This is a genomic window from Zoogloea sp. GW822-FHT05C07 (assembly GCF_058800215.1).
Genome location: NZ_CM179510.1, coordinates 1,774,107 through 1,793,185 on the forward strand (window position 1 = coordinate 1,774,107; position 19,079 = coordinate 1,793,185).

Here is a 19,079-nt window from a genome sequence, read left to right on the forward strand (position 1 = left end):
TTCAAGACTTGGCAGCCGTTGCAGCGTCGAAACGCCGCCAACGGTGGTCAACCCACACGCCTACCGCCAAAAAAACGATGATCCACATTGTAAGCGTGATGCACTGCAGCGAAAACCCTGAGGGCAGGATCAGCACCGCCGAACCCCCCGTTCCAAGCATCAATGCATACGCCCGCAGGGCCGTGCCCCGGTGTCCCAGGCCCATCCGCACCATGCGCTGGTAGTAATGGCTGCGATGGGCCTGCCAGACCTTCTCGCCGCGCAGCGCACGACGCAGCAAGGTAACGGTGGCATCCAGCACGAAGGGCGCGAAGACCAGCAGCGGGAACCACAACGGCCACGCTCCGCCGCCCCACCCTGCGAGGCCGAGGGCTCCTGCCAGGAAACCGAGGGGTACCGACCCCACGTCGCCCATGAAGATGCGCGCCGGATGAAAATTGAACAGCAAGAAGCCCGCCGCCCCGGCGGCGATGGAGGCGCTCGCCAGCGCCAGGCCGAAGCGCCCGCCCAGAAAGGCCGCCACCGCATAAGCGGAGAAGCCGAACAGGGCCATGCCGCCGGCCAACCCGTCGGAGCCGTCCATGAAGTTGTAGAGATTGGCCAGCCACACCAGGGACACCAGCAACAGGGCGCCCATCGCCCAGCCCGGCGAAAGGCCTGCTCCGTACAGGAAGCTGGCGGCCACCAGCACCTGCACGAGAAAACGCAGGCGCGCCGGCAGGGTGTGGCGATCGTCGAACAGCCCGAGCAGGGCCAGCGCAACGGCGCCGCCGAAGGCCAGCAGCACGTTGTGCGGCAGCCAGCCGGAGGCCGCGGTCAGCCCCACGCCGACCAGGCTGCCGGCCATCACGCCGACACCGCCGGTGCGCGGAATGGGCTGCGAATGCAGGGAGCGCTCGTTCGGATGATCGAGAAAATACAGCCGGCTCGCGGGGTGGCAGCACGCCCGCGTGGCCAGCCAAGCCGCCAACCATGCCATGGGCACGGCCAGCCAGCGCAATGTATCGGACATGCTTGCCTGTCAGCAGAAAACGGGATTCCGTTGCAGTATCCGGCAACAGCCTTGGCCACCGCAACCGGGGCAGCAGGCGTCGCCACAAAAGTTCATATAGGAGAATCCGTGATATATTCTCCTATATGAACTTTTCAGTGCACATTCCTCTTAACGTCCTGCCCGAGCAACGGGAGCGCCTGGCCGCCCTGCAACAGGCGGTGGCAGAAGTGTGCAACGCACTGGCGCCCATCGTGCGGGACACCCGCTGCTGGAACCGCGTCGGCCTGCATCACCTGGCCTACCGCAGCCTGCGTGAGCGCTTCCCGCAGGTTGGCTCGCAGATGATCTGCAACGCGATCTACTCCGTATCGCGCACCTGCCGCCTGCTGTTCCAGCACCCGCAAAGCCCGTTCAACGTCGCCCGCCATCCGGACAAACCGCTGCCGCTACTGCAGTTTCAGCCCAGCCTGCCAGTGTATTTCGACCGCCACACCCTGAGCGTCAAGGTTGGCCAGCTGTCCATGTACACCCTCGACGGGCGCATGAAGTTCCAGCTCAACCTCACCGACACCGACGTGCAGCGCTTCCAGGAAAGCAAGCTGCGCGAGATCGTGCTGACCCAGACCCCGGATCAGGGCAGCTACCGCCTGTCCTTCACTTTTTCCGACCCCCAGGCCACTGAAGCCGAAGGCATCGACATCAGCCTCGATGAAAGCGGCGACCTGCCCGAGTACGTGCTCGTCTCCGAAAACAGCCTTCCCGCCTCTCCGACTGAGGAAGCCACCCAGTCGGCATCCATGTAAGCCCCTTTCAGGTAACAGCCATGAAGCCCGGCGAAAAAATCTCCGCCCTGCGCGAAGCCTTGCTGCAGCAGAAATCCGCCTTCCACAAGGTGATCTTCTTCAGCTTCTTCATCAACCTGCTGGTCATGACACCCACGGTGTTCATGCTCCAGGTCTATGACCGGGTGGTGAACAGCCGCAACCTGACAACGCTGGGCATGCTGATCTTGCTGGTCGTCGTGCTCTACATCGTCATGGAAACCCTTGAATGGGTGCGCAGCGGCATACTGCACGAGATCGCGCTGAAATTCGACGCGAGCGTCAACGAACGTGTCTTCAACACTGTCTTTGAAGCAAACCTGCGTCGTCTCTCCGGCGCCACCGGCCAGATGCTGCAGGACCTGCGCACTGTGCGCGACTTCATCTCCAGCCATGCGTTGATCTCGATCATCGACGTGCCTTTGGCGATGCTCTACATCTTCGCGATCTTTTTCATCAATCCGGAGATGGGCTGGATGTCCATCGTCGGCGCACTGATCCAGGTCGGCCTCGCCTGGCTGACCGAAAGGGACACCCAGGCGCCACTCAGTGCAGCCAATCGTTCCGCCATCGCTGCACAGAGCTACGCCGCCAACAGCCTGCGCAACGCTCAGGTCATCGAGGCGATGGGCATGCAGGGCGGCATCCACCAACGCTGGCTCAAGCGCCAGAACGAGACCTTGCGCCAACAGGCACACGCCTCGGACAAGGCCGGCACTTATTCGGCCCTGTCGAGATTCGTGCAGCAATCCCAGTCATCCCTGCTGTTGGGCGCCGGCTGCTGGTTCATCATCACGGGCCTCTTTCCCCATGGCGGTGGCCTGGTCATCGTCGCCTCGACCCTCGGCGGCAGACTACTGTCACCGATCGTGCAGCTCATCGGCGCCTGGAAGCAGGTGGTGGCGGCACGGGAGGCCTATGCTCGCCTCGACAACCTGCTCGAGAACGTCACGCTACGGGAACCTGGCATGCCACTCCCCGCCCCCAAGGGGCAACTGTCGGTAGAAGGCGTGATCGCCGGCGCCCCTGGCTCACAGGCGGCCATCCTGCGTGGAGTGAGTTTCGGGGTTCCATCCGGCACAGTGGTAGGCATGATCGGTCCGTCCGCCTCCGGCAAGTCCACGCTGGCCCGTCTGCTGGTCGGCGTATGGCCTGCCGTCAACGGCAAGGTACGCCTGGATGGCGTGGACATCTATCCGTGGAACAAGGCCGAACTGGGCCCCTACCTTGGCTACCTGCCCCAGGAGGTGGAACTCTTCGACGGCGCGCTGGCCGAGAACATTGCCCGCTTCGGCGAGGTAGATATGGTCAAGGTGGAGGCTGCAGCCCGCGCTGTCGGCGTCCACGACATGATCATGGCGCTGCCCGACGGCTATGAAACCAACATCGGCGACGACGGCTGCCGCCTGTCCGGTGGCCAGCGCCAGCGCATCGGCCTGGCCCGGGCAATCTATGGCAACCCGCGCTTCATCGTACTCGACGAACCCAACTCCAGTCTCGACGAAGCCGGTGAGCGCTCCCTCGTCCATACGCTGCTGAGCCTCAAGGCCCAGGGCTCGACGATCATCGTCATCACCCATCGCACCAGCGTGCTGGTGGCCGTGGACAACCTGCTACTGCTCACCGATGGCCAGGTGAAGGCCTACGGTCCGCGTGACGAAGTCCTCGCTGCCCTGCAGCGCGGCGCCCAGCAGGCCGTACTCGCGCCCCAATCGGCTGCAGCCTGACCCCCACATCCAGCCCATCAAATCCTGATGAAGACTCCCTCCTCCTTCCAGCACAGCGAGCTACGCGCCGTTCTGTGGGCCTTCCGTCGCGAGTTCACGGTCTGTCTGCTGTTCTCGGTGCTGATCAACATCCTGATGTTGACCCCGACGATGTACATGCTGCAGTTGTTCGACCGGGTGATGCTCAGCCAGAACCTCGTTACGCTGACGGTGCTGACCATCGTCATGCTGCTTTGCTTTGCCGCCGTGGCCTTTGCGGAGTGGTCCCGCTCGCGCGTCCTTGTCCGCCTCGGCATCAGGCTCGACCAGCAATTGAACTCCCGGGTCTTCGCTGCCAGCTTTGAAGCCGCACTGCGCCAACAGGGCAAACAGCCTACCCAAGGCTTCAGTGACCTGGCCAACGTTCGCCAGTTCCTCACCGGCAACGGGCTGTTCGCACTCATGGACGCGCCCTGGACGCCAATCTACCTGGCAGTACTGTTCATGCTGCATCCGTGGCTAGGGATTCTGGGCATCATTTTCTCTCTGATACTCGTTGGCATGGCCTGGGTGTCCCACCGGATGTCGCACGCGCCCATCGAAGCCGCCCAGGAGGCAGGTGGCCAAGTCAGCGGCTACATTCACAGCAAGCTTCGTAACGCCGAAGTCATCGAGGCCATGGGCATGCTGAACAACCTGCGTACCCGTTGGAAGAGTCGCCAGCAGCACTACCTGGCACTCAACCGCGAGGCCAGCAATGTCTCCGAGCGCATCAAGGCACTCACCAAGTTCGTACGCTACACGCAGCAATCCCTGGCCCTGGCCGCGGGCGCCATACTGGTGATCCGCGGCGAACTGAGCCCGGGCGCGATGGTCGCCGCCAACGTGCTGATCGGTCGCACCACCCAGCCGGTGGACATGATCGTCACGACCTGGAAGTCCCTCCTGTCCGCCCGCAAGGGCTTCCTGCGACTGGAAGAAACCCTGGCCCAGAACCCGCCGCGGGACACGACCCTGATACATCCCGAACCGAAGGGGCAGCTCAGCCTCACAAATGTCGTCGCCACGGCACCGTCCCGTCCGCAAGCCATTCTCAAAGATCTGAGCATCGACTTCCCGGCCAACGAAGTGATCGGCGTCGTTGGCCCCTCCGGTTCCGGCAAATCAACTCTTGCACGCACGCTGGTGGGCATCTGGCCATACACCGACGGACGCGTACAACTCGACGGCGTACCGCTGGAACACTGGGAACGGGAGGAGCTGGGCCCCTACCTGGGCTACCTGCCTCAGGACATCGAATTGTTCGAAGGCTCGATCGCCGAGAACATCGCACGCTTCGGCGACGTCGATCCCGGGAAAGTCATCCGCGCCTGCCAACGCGCCGGCGTCCATGACATGATCCTGCGCTTTCCGCAAGGTTACGATACCGAAATGGGCCGGGCCGGCGGACTGTTGTCGGGCGGCCAACGCCAGCGCATTGCACTTGCCCGTGCCATGTACGGTGATCCCCGACTGCTGGTGCTCGACGAGCCCAACTCCAACCTGGACGACGTCGGTGAAGCCGCTCTGCTCAAAGCCATCCAGGACCTCAAACAGCAGGGCAGTACCGTCTTCGTCGTCACCCATCGGCCCAGCGTACTCAATGTTGCCGACCGCCTGCTGGTACTGAACGACGGTCGCATCGCGCTGTACGGCCCCCGCGCGGACGTCATCGACACACTTCAAAGCCAGGCTACGTCCCAACAAGGGCACAGCCCTGTGACACAGCCCGCCTGACCCCAGTAGCAACCCATTTCCAGAGAAGCCGTCATGGTCAATCAAAGCACTTCCAATTCTGGCAACCTGTCCATTGCTGCCAAACCGCTCCAGGAAGCAGAGGCTCAGCTGCCCACCGATACCGCCCGTCCCGCCCGCATCGGTCTGTGGGTACTCGGCCTCGGCTTCGGCGGCTTCCTGCTCTGGTCCTCGCTGGCCCCCCTGGACGAAGGCGTTCCCACCTCGGGCATCGTGAGCATCGACACGAAGCGCAAGACAATCCAGCACCTGACCGGCGGGATCGTCCAGGAGATCTTCGTCAAGGAGGGCGAGTTCGTGAAGTCCGGCGCACCGCTGGTACGCATCGACGACGCCGCCACCCAGGCCAATTTTGAATCCGTCCGCCAACATTACCTGACCGTCCGTGCAATGGAAGGTCGGTTGGTCGCCGAACAGACCGGGCAGGCAAAGATCAGCTTCCACCCCGACCTGCAGAAGGTCAGCAGTGATCCGCTGGTCCGCCAGACCCTGGACACCCAACAGAGCCTGTTCCAGTCCCGTCGCAGCGCACTGGCGGCCGATCTGCAGGCCTACGAAGAGAACATCCGCGGCCTCGAAGCCTCCATTCAAGGCTATCAGGGGGTACTGGCCAGCCGCAAAGACCAGCACGACAACGTGCAGGACGAGCTGAGCGGCGTCCGCGATCTGGTCAAGGAGGGCTACGCCCCGCGCAACAAGCAGCTGGAACTGGAACGCATGCTGGCCGACGCCACCGCCGCCATGGCCGACCTGCAGGGCAACATCCTGCGCTCCCGCCAGGGCATCGCCGAAGCCCGCGCCCGCGCCCGCGCCCGCCAGGAGGAATACCGCAAGGAAGTGGACGGCCAGCTCGCCGACGTGCGCCGGGAGGTCCAGGCCGACGCCGAAAAAATGAAAGCCTCCAGCGACGAACTGACCCGCACCACCATCCGCTCTCCGGTGGAAGGGCAAGTCGTAGGTCTGACCACCCAGACTGTCGGCGGCGTCATCGGACCGGGCCAGAAGCTGATGGATGTGGTGCCACGCCATGAATCCTTGCTGCTCGAAGCCCACGTGCCGCCGCACTTGATCGATCGTCTCAAGCCGGGCCAGGAAACCGATGTGCGCTTCTCGACCTTCGCCCATTCCCCGGCACTGGTCGTCGAAGGCAAGGTGGACTCCATCTCCACCGATCTGATCAACGAACCGGGGACCGCCAACGCTCCCGGCAGCAGCTACTACCTGGCCCGGATTTCCCTGACCGACAAAGGTCTGCAGACCTTGGGCGACCGTCAGATGCAGGCCGGCATGCCCGCTGAAGTCGTCATCAAGACGGGACAGCGTACCGTCCTCGAGTACCTGCTCCATCCGTTGCTGAAGCGCTTCGCCGCAGCGATGAAAGAGGAATAAACCGTGTTCGAAATCCGCCACACAGTCCAATCCATCGCCGGCACCGGCCTGCCCCGCCTGACCGCCGCTGTCGTACTGACGCTAGCCGCCACGCAAGCCGGCGCCATCGACTTCATGCAAGCCTACGAGCGGGCCCTCAGCCAGGACGCCAACTTCCAGGCGGCTCGCGCCGATACCGACGCCCGCCGGGAAGCCATCCCCCAGGCCCGCGCCCAGTTGATGCCCAACGTCTCCAGCAGCCTGTCGCGCAGCAAGAACATCACGGAGCAACGCTCCCCAAACTCTCTGCTGGGAACGCTGAGCAAGACCAATTACGACTACTTCAGCAGCAACTATGGCATCAGCCTGCGCCAGCCGCTGTTCCGCAAATACAATTTTGCCGTTTACCGACAGGCTCAATCCGACGTGGCAACTGCGGAAGCCAACCTGGACAAAAGCCAGCAAGACCTTGTCGTACGCATGGCCAGCGCCTACTTCGAAGCCCTGATGGCCAAGGCCCACTACGCCCTGATCATGGCCCAGAAGGATGCCTACGGCCTCCAGCTGGCCGCGGCCAAGCAGAGTCTCGCCAAGGGCCAGGGCACCATCATCGACGTGGACGACGCCCAGGCCCGCTACGACATGACCATCGCCCAGGAACTGGAAGCCCGTCAAAACCTCGGCTACACGCGCCGGGCACTGCAGGTCATCGTCAATGAACCGGTGGAAACTATCGCCGATCTGGTGCCGGCCCGCCTGGAGTTGACCCCGCCCTTCCCGAACGAAGTCGAAGAATGGATCACCCGGGCGGAAGAGACCAACTCGGAATTGCGGGCGCTACGCTCCAGCATCGAATCCGCCAACCAGGAACTTGCCAAAGCCCGCGCCGGCCATTACCCCACCGCCGACCTGGTGGTCCAGCGCACGATGAGCGAGAGCGACAACAACGTCTCCATCAACACACGCTACCTGACCTCCCAGTTCGGCGTGCAGGTGAGCATTCCCCTGTACTCCGGCGGTAACGTGTCTTCGCAGATGCGCCAGGCCCGCGCCAACATCGAGAAGATGGAGCAGCAGTACGAGGCTCGTCGTCGCGAAGTCAGCCTCCAGGTACGCAAGGAATACCAGAACATCACAGAAGGCATCGCCAAGATCCAGGCCCTGCAGCAGGCCGAGCGCTCCGCCGAACGGGCCCTCGACTCCAACCAGAAAGGCTATCCGGCCGGCACCCGCAGCCGGGTGGACATCCTCAACGCCCAACAGCAACTGATCAACACCAAGCGAGATCTGGCCCAGGCGCGGCTCGTCTACGTCCTGGCCCGCGTCCGGCTGCAGGGGCTGGTGAACTCCCTCAACGAAACCGAGATCCAGACCATCAACAACTGGCTGGATACGCCACGCGGCTGAGCCTGCGACCGGCAAAAGAATTCGCCCCTACGGATTACGTAACACGTTCTCCGTAAGGGCGGATTTTCGTGCGCTCCTACAGGAGCGCGAGGATGTCCTGCAGGCTGCCGCGCAGTTCGGCAGTGCCGAACACCGCTTCGGGCGCCGTGGCGGTGAGCCCCTCCACCCACGCCAGTTGCTGCGTGAGGCACACCGTCCGCGCATCGTGATGGCTACGGACGAACTCCCGGGCCTGCTGCCCGAGACGGGCTCGCTCCTCGGGCGCATCGAGCAGCCGGCCGACCTCGTCCGCCAGTGCCTGGCTATCGAAGAAATCCACCAGGCTCCCGGTCTCGCCATGCTGGATGGCCGCTTCGAGCGGCACTGTCCGGCTGCCGACAATGGCACAGCCGACACTCATCGCCTCCAGCAGCCCTGCCGGTACCACCGATGGATAACTCAGCTGGACGTGCACGGTAGACAACTGCAGCAACCCGATCCACTGGGGATACGCCAGCGCGCCGACGAAATGCACCCGCGCCCACTCGCTCTCCGTAAGCTGTGATTTCAGCACAGCGGCGAGCGACTCCCGCCAGGCCCGACCGCCCTGAGCTACGGTCTCACGCCCGTCACCACCGGCAATCAGCACCTGGGTGCCCGGCCGGCGACGCAGAATATCCGGCACGGCGCGCATGAACACATGGAAGCCGGCCTGAGGCAACAGCTCACGGCAGGCAAAGGTAAGCACCTCGTCATTACGGGTCAGCGGCAGTTGTCCGTCCAGGGTCAGGCTGATATCTGCCTTCGGCGCCAGCCCATCGGTATCAATCCCGTCCGGCACCACCGACAGGCGCCTGCGCCAGGACTCCGGAAAAGAGTCGGCCTGCCAGCGGGTCGGTACCATGCCTTGATCAGCCTGCTCGAACTGCAAACGCTGGGCCAGTTGCTGCATCCGCAGACTCGGTCCCTGGGCCTGAACCGGCTCCTCTGCGGCGAACTCCGCATCGAAGGCCCCGTCGGCAGCCCGCCGGAAATGATCACAACAAATACCGAGACGTGCCTCCGGCCAGACATCCTTGATGAACAGGCTCTCACCCCAACCCGAATGGGCCACGATCACCTCGGGCGTAAAGCCTTCGGCTTTCAGCCCGAAGGCGGCGCGCATGCACGCTTCGCCGACAAAGGTCTTGCCCTCCAGGTCGGCAAGCCAAGCGTGCCCGCCCACTGCAGGACGACGCGGCGGCGTAAACGGCACCAGGCGCACGCCCTCCCATTCCTTTACGGTCACGGCCTGCATCGTAAGAGCGACAACGGTATGTCCGGCCTGGACCAAAGCCACGGCCAGATGGGAAAACTGGCCGGGAAAATGCGGATGAATAATCAGAATGTTCATGCAGATACAATTTCAGGAAATCATCAATGCAGCATAGCTTGCGGCATATCACTTGATATTGGTTCAACCACCCAGGAAGGCCAGGCGTCCATGGGCCACGCTCCCGCACGACATTGACCGTGCAGGATACCGAGCCATTGCCGCAAGGCCTGGGGTCGCAGGATCAGAGACACACGCGCATCGTCCACGCCCCGAAAGGCGAGGCGTAGCGCATTCCCGCTGCTGGCCATATTCACGGACTGCACCAGCCAGCTGCGCCGAGCCTGCTGCGGTGGCACTGGCGGCAGCGATGGCAGTGATTGCAGCGCCGCCTGCAAGGCGAAGCCCTGCACTGCGTCGACCACATTGTGGTCACCTACGGCGACTCCCATGCCGCCCTGCTTCTCCAACCAAGAGCACAGATGGGGCACAAGGCGGCCGATCAGCCGCCGGGTCAACCACAAGACCTCCGCCTCCCCCGGAGCGGTTTCGCCGCTTAGGCGGATGCGATCTTCCAGTTCCACGAATTCGGTGGTGAAACGTTGCAACTCAGTCATGGACAGCCAGACTCAAACCAACAACAGGGTCGGTACGCCTTCCTCGGCATCCTGCGGTATACCAACAATGCTGATGACAGTCGCGCCATCACCAGACCAATCTACGGCGTGGAGGTAAGCATCGGCGCCCACGGGCCACCAGCCGATGGATTCAGCCTTGACGGCATGGAGTTCCAGCAGTTCATCCACGCCAACACCTTCAGCGGCGGGTGCAGAAATCTTTGCATCAGGCACGAGTGTCGTGCCACTGATAATCACAGGGTCGTTCATGGCGTCCGAAGTTTCGCGGCAGAGGCCGGCGAGTGCAAGCACTAGATGCTCCTGCGGCCTTATACAGGAGATTCCTGACAGATTCCCCGCCCTCTGCACCAGAAGTTACCGCGCAACTCGCCCATGACGACATGCCGGACTGCCTGGCTGCATTCCCAGTCATGGGTACGACGATGGCACCGACATGAATGCGATCCGCTTCCCTCCACCCCAATCTATCCGAGCCTTCTCTTCGACCACGACCGGACAGTCGAACCCCAGCATGCTCTGGATCTTGCCGCTCAGGGCGGACTTTTGCTCCGCCGTCAAAGCTTGCAATGCAACCACCTCCAGCAACGCGAGTGGATTCGTGTAGTAACGCAGACGCATGTCGCGTATCGGCGCCAATGCCAGAAAATCATCCGCCAACAGCGCCATGTAGCGCAGTTCGCCGGAGGGGGTTCTGAAGAATTCACGATCCCGGCCCCATATCCGCCTGATCACGGGAAGATGTATCCCACAATCACATGGCTCTCCCCATTCGGCCACATCCCCTGTCTCATAGCGAATCAGCGGCATCGCTTCGCTGTGCAAAGCGGTAGCGAGTACCTTGCCAGGCCGCCCGATCGGGCTGGGCTGCCCGTCGTCATCAACGATCTCCAGCAAGCAGTTCGACGACAAGACATGCAAGTGGTTGTGCCTTGGACATTGAATAGCCATCCAGCCCACTTCCTCATTGCTGTAACGATCGAGCATCCGAGCGCCGAATGCCTCATGACACAAGCTCCTGATCTCTTCCGTACTCGCCTCACCTGTGGCCAGGATCGCATCCAGCCTGAGTGTTTGCAGCTTGTTTTCCAATACGTATTTCGCCAGCCCGGCTGCGATACTTGCATTGGTAACCACGTAAGCTGGCGGATCCTTCAGGAGAATCTTGAAGACGTCTGCGATGTCCCGATCTCCCGCTTTGACGCTGCGGGCTGGCCCCGTTCTGCCAAACAAGGATTCCGGCGCCCCCCAGGACGCAGACGCATCATCCGGGCGACGTGGCCCGATATTGACCAGCGCTTTGCTGGCATCAATCTGGTGCCAGGCGCTATTGCGCAAGGTTTGCGCCTGATAGCGCAGCAGGTAGGGTATGCGGTGCTTTTTCACCGTGACCGGCCGCCCCGTCGAGCCACTTGTCCTTGCCAAGATGCAGGCCTGCTCTCCCCCCAGCGCCACCGAACAGTCCATGGCATCAAAATGGGTCTGCAGATCCTCCCGCGTGAGTGGGGGCAAATCTGCCAGCAGTTCCCGGACATCTGTCAGCGCGCCTCCCCGCATCGCCTGTAGCCGCCCGCGCCAAAATGGACTGTGCTGCTGGGCCCAGTCCATTAGCGTACGGAGTGACTGGGCCTGAACCTGCCTTTGCTGTTCCGCTGAAGCACGTTCAAATGCGGCCAATTGCTGGCTCAAATGCCATACCTGCGCGGCCTGCGGCGAAAGGATGTGGGGATACGCCATCATGCCTTTTCCGATTGCTGCTGCATGCTGAGCAGCACCTGGCGTCTGCGCTGTTGCTTCTGACTACGGTGCGCCATGGCGGCATGCAACAGTTTCAACAACCGACCCGCCTTGGCATCCAGCGCATGGGCTTGCGCAGCCTTGAGGGCTGTATCGCTGGCCTGCTGGTACACCTGCGGGTCAAGCCAATGCCGCTTGAGTTGCTCCCACCAGACATCCACCGTCTGCGCGTCGGGCACCTGCCAGTGATCCTTGATGCATGCCTCGGGGACATCGAGGACAACGCCGCCTCCCGCCAGCGTCTCCGGAATTCCACCTCGATTGGCGGCAATCACGGGGATGGCGTTTGAAGTAGCTTCAATGAGTACACGTCCAGCGGCTTCAAACCAGAAAGACGGCATCAACAGGATCCGGGTCTCGGCGTAAGCCGCTTTAAGGTTGTGCTGACGCGGCACACGCATGACATTTTCCAGCAGGGACTCGGACAGCCCAAGCTTCTGGATTGCGGGAAGCAATTGCCCACGGCTCTCCACCACCAGAAACTTCATATCCGGGCATTCATCCTTCGCCCGCTCCAGCAGCTTGACGAACAGGGTCACGCCCTTTTCCGCCTGCGGGTTGATGAAGGTCACATACTTCCGCTCCGCCGCAGCCGCCTTGGCCGCTTCTCCGTCCACGAACAAGCCGATATTGCAGGCGTCCAGATTCATGCGTTTCTTGTACAACGCCGCCGTGCTGCTGGAATTGGTCAGCACCACATCCACGGACTCGAAGGTCTGCGGCTTATGGTAATTGCCATTGGCCAGATAGAAAGCCACCGCCGCACCATGCGCCTGCGCCTGGCGCATCAGTTCCATGTCGAGCAGCAATCCGCCAAAGGTGATGACGACATCCGGCCGCACCTGCTTGAGCCAGTCCTGCGCAAGCTCCAGAAAACCGGTCTCTTCCCATGTCTGCATCGTCATGCGGCGTTGCGACTGCACGTGCATCATATGCACGTGCAGTTTTCCGGCGATCCCGTGCCAGACAACCGGACCATCCTTCCTGGTTCTACCCGGCTTCAAACCCAGCGCCTCCAGAAACGCCGGCAATTGATCTCCTTGCGGCGAGTCGAAACAACTTGCCGTCAGCACATGGCATTCAGCGCCCTTCGCGGCCAGAGCGCCCAGCATGGTTTGCACGGACTGCGCCGCACCACTGGCCGGATCGAACAATGCACTCGGCGAAACATAGGCCACCCGCATCGGCCGTTGTTTGGGTTCTGGCTGGGAATTATTGGATTGTGACTCGCTCATTTCGATTTGGGGTCCGCTACGCATTCCGGGGAATGATAAAAAAAGGCCAACCTTGCGGTTGGCCTTCTAACTTACAGGCTTTTAACCCTGCAAGAACTATCCAAAATACATAAAGTATTAAGCAACAGGAATAGTCGTGGCATGCACGTTAGCAGCGGCAAAACCACTGGTGATACTTGCACCGGAACCGGAGGTGATACCAACCAGTTCGATCGTCAGATCACCGTTGGAGATCGTACCGCTGAAGTCAGCATCAACGATCAGCGCGTTATCACCCGCGTCGAACACCACGTTCAACGTGGAGTGATCGGCAGAAGCCAGCGCGTTACCAGCAAAGACGGCATTCTTGACGACGCCCAGGAAGTTGATGGCGTAATTACCGCCAATATCACCCGTGAACAGACCGGCATCGACGGAACCGCCAACGCCATACTTGCTCACCGCTTCAGCCAACACACCCGACAAGTCGATCACATCACCACTCGAACCGACCTTGAAGCCGGTGATGCTATCCAGAGACGTACCAAAGGAGTCCTGAACGCTGGTGTAGTAGATGGTATCGACGCCACGGCCATCAGCAGCAGCACTACCGAGGGTAATGGTATCTGCACCCAAGCCAGCGGTGATGGAGTTGGTGCCAGTCCCCACAGTAACGGAATCGCTACCGGAACCCGTGTAGATGCTGTTGTTACCACTACCAGCCACCACAGTGCTGGTGGAGCCAAAGGTCGCAGAGGTGTTGATCGCGTTGTTACCGGTCCCCACCGTCACGCTGTTCGTCAGAGCAGTGCTGGTGACGATGTTGTTACCGTTACCGAGCACGGTCGTGAAGGACGAGCCGAGACCAGTAGACGCCTCGAGCACCAGGTTGTTGCCGTCGCCCAGCGTGACGCTGTCCACACTGGTGTAAGCAGTGGGGCCCACACCATTTGCATGACCAACGTTCACGATGTTGCTGCCGTCGCCACCGGTAATCGTGGTGTTGCCAGTAGTACCGTTGTGAGTAACGAGGTTGTTATTGTCACCCAGCGTCACCGTGCTGTTGCCGTAACCCAGCGTAACGGTGTTGGCAAAGCCCAAGGACAGCGTGCTGTTGGACAGATCGATGGAGACGGTGCCAGTGGTGTGACCCAACTGGATATTGTTGGCGCCCTCGCCACCCTTGATGGTCAGGTTGTTGCTGATGCTCAGCTCACCGTTATCCAGCAGGTTGAAAGTGCCAGCCTTCCAGATGGTGTTGCCGTTCACATCGAGCGCGTTACCACCGCCGGACACGATTTCATTGGTCAGAGCGGTTGCGTCAATGGTCAGGGCTTTGCCATTGTTGACCGTATCGGTACCGCCGCTCACCAGACCAAGGTTCAAGGTGGTGCTAGCGCCTTGAGTGCCGTTGGTGTTGCCGTAGACATCGGTGTAGGACTGTTCGACGGTTACCTTCTCGAATCCGCCCTTCAGAGCGGTCAGGTCGGCTGCGCCGTTATCAGCCGTCAGGAACAGGGTGTCAGTCCCGTTGAAGCCAGAGAGGCTGTCGGAAGCGAGCACCTGACCATCGTAGGCGTACACATTCAGCGCAGCCGGACCACCGGCGGTCACGGGGTTGATCACGCTGCTGGCGATAGTGTCAGCACCACCGCCCAGAATGACTGCCAGCGTACCGGTGAAGTCATTGTTGAAGCGCAGCGTATCGCCAGCACCAGTAGACGACAGCGCCACGGTCTTCAGGCCCGCATCGTTCTGAGCGATCCAGCCCAGCGTGATGTCGTTGCCACCACCGTCGAGAACGAAGTTCTCGATGCTGTTCCAGTGGCGGAAGAACGAATCATCCTGCACGCTCAGAGAGCCGGCGCCCCAGGCGGACATGTCCACCGTGTCGTTACCCGTGCCGCCGTCCAGGATGTCGGCCGCGGTCAGCTCGCTCGCGTAGGAGAAGTTGATTTCGTCGTCGCCCGCACCGGCGTGCACTTCGGTAATACCGTCGTTCTGCACCCAGATGGCGTCGTTGCCGGAACCGGTGGTGATCACCGAGTCATGGCTGTAGGAGTAGACGGTGTTGTCGCCGTCGGTGCTGCCGCTGACATTGCCCGTCATCGTCACGGTGCTGCGCCCGCCCTGGAGATCCCAGGTCGTGACTTCATGATCCAGACCCAGGGTAACCGTGTCGGTGGTATTCACCAGGTGAGCACCTTCGCCGGTGTCATAGCCGGTTTCAACGTAGTTGCTGCCATTACCCGCAGTAACGGTGACGTTGCCCGCCGAGTCGTCCTCCGCGTAAGTATTGGCATAAACGCTGTTGTTACCGTTACCCAGCGTGATGTTGGTCGTGCCGGCCAGAGCTTCGGAATAAATGTAGTTATTGCCGTTGCCCATGTTGACCGTGATGTTGCCCACATCGGTCCACAGGTAGCCATTGTCACCCGCATCGTTGTTGCCATCGCCCGCGGTGACGCTGATGTCGCCGCCGCCGGAATCAACGTGGAAGGTGTTGTTGGCATTGCTGCGGCTGGCATCGATCGTCACCTTGCCGTAGCCGGTGGTGATGTCGTTGGTGCCGGAGCCGGTGATGATCTCGATGCCGTCCACAGGATGCTCGTTGTCGGACAGATCCAGGGTCAGATCGCCGGTCTGGGTGTGAGCATCGACCAGAGCCAGGTTCGCCACATCGCTGCTGCCCGACGCGGTGCTGAAATCGACGGCAGCGTTGCCGGAGATGTTCAGGGTCGTGGTGTTTTGCGCGACGACGTTGCGAATATGGACAGTGCTACCGTTGACATCATTCCATACCGGGTCATAGGCCACGTTCAGGTTCAGCGTACCCACGTTGCCAAAGGTGACGTGATTGCCGTTGCCATGGCTACCGTACGCGAACTCGGTCTCGTCCCAGGTATTGATATTCACCGTGGCGGTGGTGGTTGCCGCGGCAGGCACCGGACCAGCGGGAGCGATGGCAGCGATGCTCAGCTCCAGCGCATGGCCCCAGCCAACGTTGCGGTCAGTACCGTCGTTGATATCAACGGTCACTTCGTCGTTGACGTTGGTCAGCGCCAGATTGTCGTCGATCTCGCCATTGAAAACGTAGGTCTTGATGCCCGTCTCGTTGGCACCGGTCAGGGCACCGTCGAAACTGCCGGAAACATCACCAGTGATTTCCAGGGTCTGGAAGTTGCTGACATTCGCAAAATCGCCCGTAGCGGAAATGTGGTCAAAGGACTCAACGATAAGCGTGTTGTTGCCGGAATCGCCAGCAGCAATCGTGTAACCCGCCGGCGTGTTGGTATCGTAGAACTCCAGGCCGGCATAACCCAGTTCCACGGTGTTGTCGCCGTTGCCCAGGGTCACGTGCAGTTGGTCGGCAGGAACACCAAGCTCATAGTCGTCGGCAGCGTAGCCGGTGAATTGGCTCAGATCGACGTTGTTGTTACCGTTACCCGCGGTGATCGTGATATCAGCACCGCCGCTGTCCGCATGGCCGAGGCTCACGCTGTTGTTACCGTCACCCAGGGTCACGGTCAGGGCTGCATCGGTATACAGATCGCCAATGGAGACGGTGTTGTTGCCGTTGCCCGCGCCCACTGCTGCGGTTTGCACCGTGCCGGTCGTCAGGGAGTTATCACCTTCGCCCAGGGTTACGGCAAGGGTGGAACCGACGTCACCAACCGTGAAGCTGTCATTGCCAGCGCCACCGGTCAGGGTCGCGTCCACACCGATGTCACCGGCAGTCAGGGTGTTGGAGCCATCACCCAGCGAAGCGGTCAGGCTGCCACCGACATTGCCGAGAGTCACGCTGTCGTTGCCAGCGCCGCCCGTGATGGAGGCATCGTAGGTGACGTCGTAAGCGCTAACCGTGTTGGTGCCATCGCCCACATTGACCGTCAGGGAATTGGCCTTGGCCACGGCAACGGAGTCATCGCCACCCAGCGTGGTCACGCTGACGTTGTTGGCAAAGTGGGCATTATCGGCACCGCCGCTAGCCCAGTTGCTCTCGACACCCACCGTAACGGTGTTGTTACCAGCACCTGCATCAACGGTGACATTGGTCAGGCCACGCTCGAGACCGATCACATTCACCGTATCCGCACCGGTGCCGGTGTCGACGGTGATGGAGGCTTCATGAGTCGAATCGGCATGCTCGGTGACATTGATGGTGTTGCCACCATTGCCTGCGGTGATGACGGTATCACCGGACGGCAGAACCGACGCCGGAATCAAACCGGCAGTGGAACCACCGTAGACATCCAGATTCAGGGTGTTTTGGCCATTACCAACGGTAACGGTCGAATCACCGGCCAGCTGGGCGGTCAGGTTCAGGTTCTGGTTGAAAGTAGCAGCATCAACAGTGCCCAGGTAGCTGCTGGAAGTGGCCAGCGTCAGAGCTGCAGCACCGGAGATGTTCAGGGTCTCCAGTTCATTGCTGGTCAGCGTGATGTCGGAAGCACGGCCGGTGGTGGCCACGTCGACTTCAGTGATGCCCTTGGCGTCCGCATCGCCAACGGTGATGTTGCCGGCGAAGCGGTTCAGGTTGATTTCCTGAACAGTGCTGCCACCCGCAACGGGGTTCACCGCATCGGAGGAGTACTCAACGGTAACGTCGATGCCGTTGGCAGCCGTGCCGCCGGTGCCCGACAGGGTCAGGTCGACAACGTTCTGCACGTACTTGAGGTCGATGTTGCCGGTGCTGTTGTAGGACACGACATGCTCAAGGCCCTGAACGTTGACCAGGCCCAGGGTGACGCCGCCTTCACCGGTGGCGTAGGAGTCCACTTCCAGGGTTTGCACGCCATCCATGGTGAAACCGACGACGGTCGGGTTCGCGCCATCAGCGGTCACCTTCAGGGTGTTCTGGAAGTCGGCGTTGCCGTGGATCACGTCGGACGCGTGCAGCGTGTTGGCCTGGGTGGGCTGAGCGCTGTCGGTCACTTGACCCAGGATGAGCATGTTGGTGGCTTGCGCCGTGATGACGTCGGTCGCGCTGGTGGTCAGCACTTGCGGCGGGGTCACGGAGGTGTCGTTCACCGCGATGTTCACGGAAGCCTTGCCGTTCGACAGGGAGATGACCGCGGTGGTCAGGCCGTCGGTGTGACCGTTGGCAACAACGCTCAGATCGATGGTGGCGTAGCCGTCGGAGTCGACGGTCACCTGACCGGTGGCGCCGTTGGCCAGCCGGTTGGCATCGATGCCGGTGATGTTGTAGGTCAGGATCGTGCCGGCAGCCACGTTGGTGGTATGCAGGGTGATCAGGTCATGACCGCCTTCGTCCACGCTGTTGGCGCTCGGGACGAGCGTGAAGGTCGGCAGCACGCCGCCATTCACTTGCTCATCAACCGGAACAGCGGAAACCAGAACGCCGACTTCATGGGAGCCGTACAGGATGTAGTGCGTAACCGGATCCAGACCGGCATTGATCAGCGCGGCCTTCAGCTGATCCACGGTCAGGTTGGACTGGGCAGCCTTGCTCTCGAGGTAAGCGTTCAGGTCGAAAGCGTTGGAGGGGTTGACGCCTTCCTTCCAGCCCCACTGAGCGAAGTGCTCGAAGGCGCTCTTGAAACCGGCGTTGGCGATGGCGACGGCCACACGGTCAGCGGTCCACGTGGTCACGTGCTCCGTTGCGTTCAGCTGGTTGGCCTTGGCTTGCAGGTATTCGGCGGTGTTGAACCAATCGTTGGGGTTGGTCCGCTCGAGCAGGCCATAGCCTTCGTAGTGATCAAAAACCGTGGCGAAACCCGCCGCCAGAATGGCGTCCTTGACCTGAAGGATGTTGGTGTACTTCGTTTCCCCGGCAGCCTTCAGTTGCGCCAGCTTACTTTCAAGATATGTATATTCGTTAAACCACGAAGGAATTGCCATGAAAAACTCCCAATCGATTGAGGGTAAAACAGTGAAAATACAGCACTGGCATGTACTGCAATCAACTTAGCTGCAAACCTAAAACTGCCTGAAAACCCCCTAACGCATCGCCAGCCCAAACACCTGCAAAGCGACATGGCATTCCGTCAGGGTTGCCAAGGCAACTCAGAATGAAGTCCATAAAATGAGC

12 protein-coding genes are annotated in these 19,079 nt (G+C 61.3%); 5 read left to right on the forward strand and 7 right to left on the reverse strand.

Annotation, left to right across the window (positions count from 1 at the left end; genetic code table 11):
* Window position 1: 1 nt before the first annotated feature.
* Entirely contained in the window at window positions 2-1,012 is a 1,011-nt protein-coding gene (locus AC3QL2_RS08450; protein WP_493234627.1) for an MraY family glycosyltransferase, read from the reverse strand.
* 137 nt (window positions 1,013-1,149) lie between these two features.
* On the opposite strand from AC3QL2_RS08450, the gene AC3QL2_RS08455 reads away from it, so the two are divergent.
* From AC3QL2_RS08455 to AC3QL2_RS08475, 5 genes are read left to right on the forward strand one after another with little or no spacing between them, the layout of a single operon-like run.
* A complete protein-coding gene (locus AC3QL2_RS08455; RefSeq protein WP_493234626.1) occupies window positions 1,150-1,797 on the forward strand; it encodes a hypothetical protein in 648 nt (215 codons plus the stop codon).
* A 20-nt stretch (window positions 1,798-1,817) separates the two neighbouring features.
* The gene (locus AC3QL2_RS08460) at window positions 1,818-3,542 is read left to right on the forward strand and encodes a type I secretion system permease/ATPase (RefSeq protein WP_493234624.1); all 1,725 of its coding nucleotides are present in this window, start codon (window positions 1,818-1,820) and stop codon (window positions 3,540-3,542) included.
* Between the two features lie 27 nt (window positions 3,543-3,569).
* Window positions 3,570-5,297, forward strand: a complete 1,728-nt coding sequence (locus AC3QL2_RS08465; protein WP_493234623.1) for a type I secretion system permease/ATPase — start codon at window positions 3,570-3,572, stop codon at window positions 5,295-5,297.
* 33 nt (window positions 5,298-5,330) lie between these two features.
* A complete protein-coding gene (locus AC3QL2_RS08470; RefSeq protein WP_493234622.1) occupies window positions 5,331-6,704 on the forward strand; it encodes an HlyD family type I secretion periplasmic adaptor subunit in 1,374 nt (457 codons plus the stop codon).
* A gap of 3 nt (window positions 6,705-6,707) precedes the next feature.
* Window positions 6,708-8,090, forward strand: coding sequence for a TolC family outer membrane protein (locus tag AC3QL2_RS08475; protein ID WP_493234621.1), 1,383 nt, complete (start codon window positions 6,708-6,710; stop codon window positions 8,088-8,090).
* A 76-nt stretch (window positions 8,091-8,166) separates the two neighbouring features.
* Here the strand turns inward: AC3QL2_RS08475 and AC3QL2_RS08480 are convergent, their stop codons facing one another.
* The 6 genes from AC3QL2_RS08480 to AC3QL2_RS08505 form a co-directional block, all read right to left on the reverse strand.
* On the reverse strand, window positions 8,167-9,462 hold the full coding sequence (locus AC3QL2_RS08480; protein WP_493234619.1) for a glycosyltransferase: 1,296 nt from the start codon (window positions 9,460-9,462) through the stop codon (window positions 8,167-8,169).
* A gap of 23 nt (window positions 9,463-9,485) precedes the next feature.
* Window positions 9,486-9,998, reverse strand: a complete 513-nt coding sequence (locus AC3QL2_RS08485) for a hypothetical protein (protein WP_493234618.1) — start codon at window positions 9,996-9,998, stop codon at window positions 9,486-9,488.
* 12 nt (window positions 9,999-10,010) lie between these two features.
* The gene (locus tag AC3QL2_RS08490) at window positions 10,011-10,310 is read right to left on the reverse strand and encodes a hypothetical protein (protein ID WP_493234616.1); all 300 of its coding nucleotides are present in this window, start codon (window positions 10,308-10,310) and stop codon (window positions 10,011-10,013) included.
* A 117-nt stretch (window positions 10,311-10,427) separates the two neighbouring features.
* The gene (locus AC3QL2_RS08495) at window positions 10,428-11,756 is read right to left on the reverse strand and encodes a phenylacetate--CoA ligase family protein (RefSeq protein ID WP_493234614.1); all 1,329 of its coding nucleotides are present in this window, start codon (window positions 11,754-11,756) and stop codon (window positions 10,428-10,430) included.
* Window positions 11,753-13,048, reverse strand: coding sequence for a glycosyltransferase family 4 protein (locus AC3QL2_RS08500; protein WP_493234612.1), 1,296 nt, complete (start codon window positions 13,046-13,048; stop codon window positions 11,753-11,755). The genes AC3QL2_RS08495 and AC3QL2_RS08500 overlap by 4 nt, the downstream gene beginning before the upstream one ends.
* A 117-nt stretch (window positions 13,049-13,165) precedes the next feature.
* Window positions 13,166-18,889: a beta strand repeat-containing protein gene (locus AC3QL2_RS08505; RefSeq protein ID WP_493234610.1), complete on the reverse strand. Its 5,724-nt coding sequence runs from the start codon at window positions 18,887-18,889 to the stop codon at window positions 13,166-13,168.
* Window positions 18,890-19,079 lie beyond the last annotated feature (190 nt).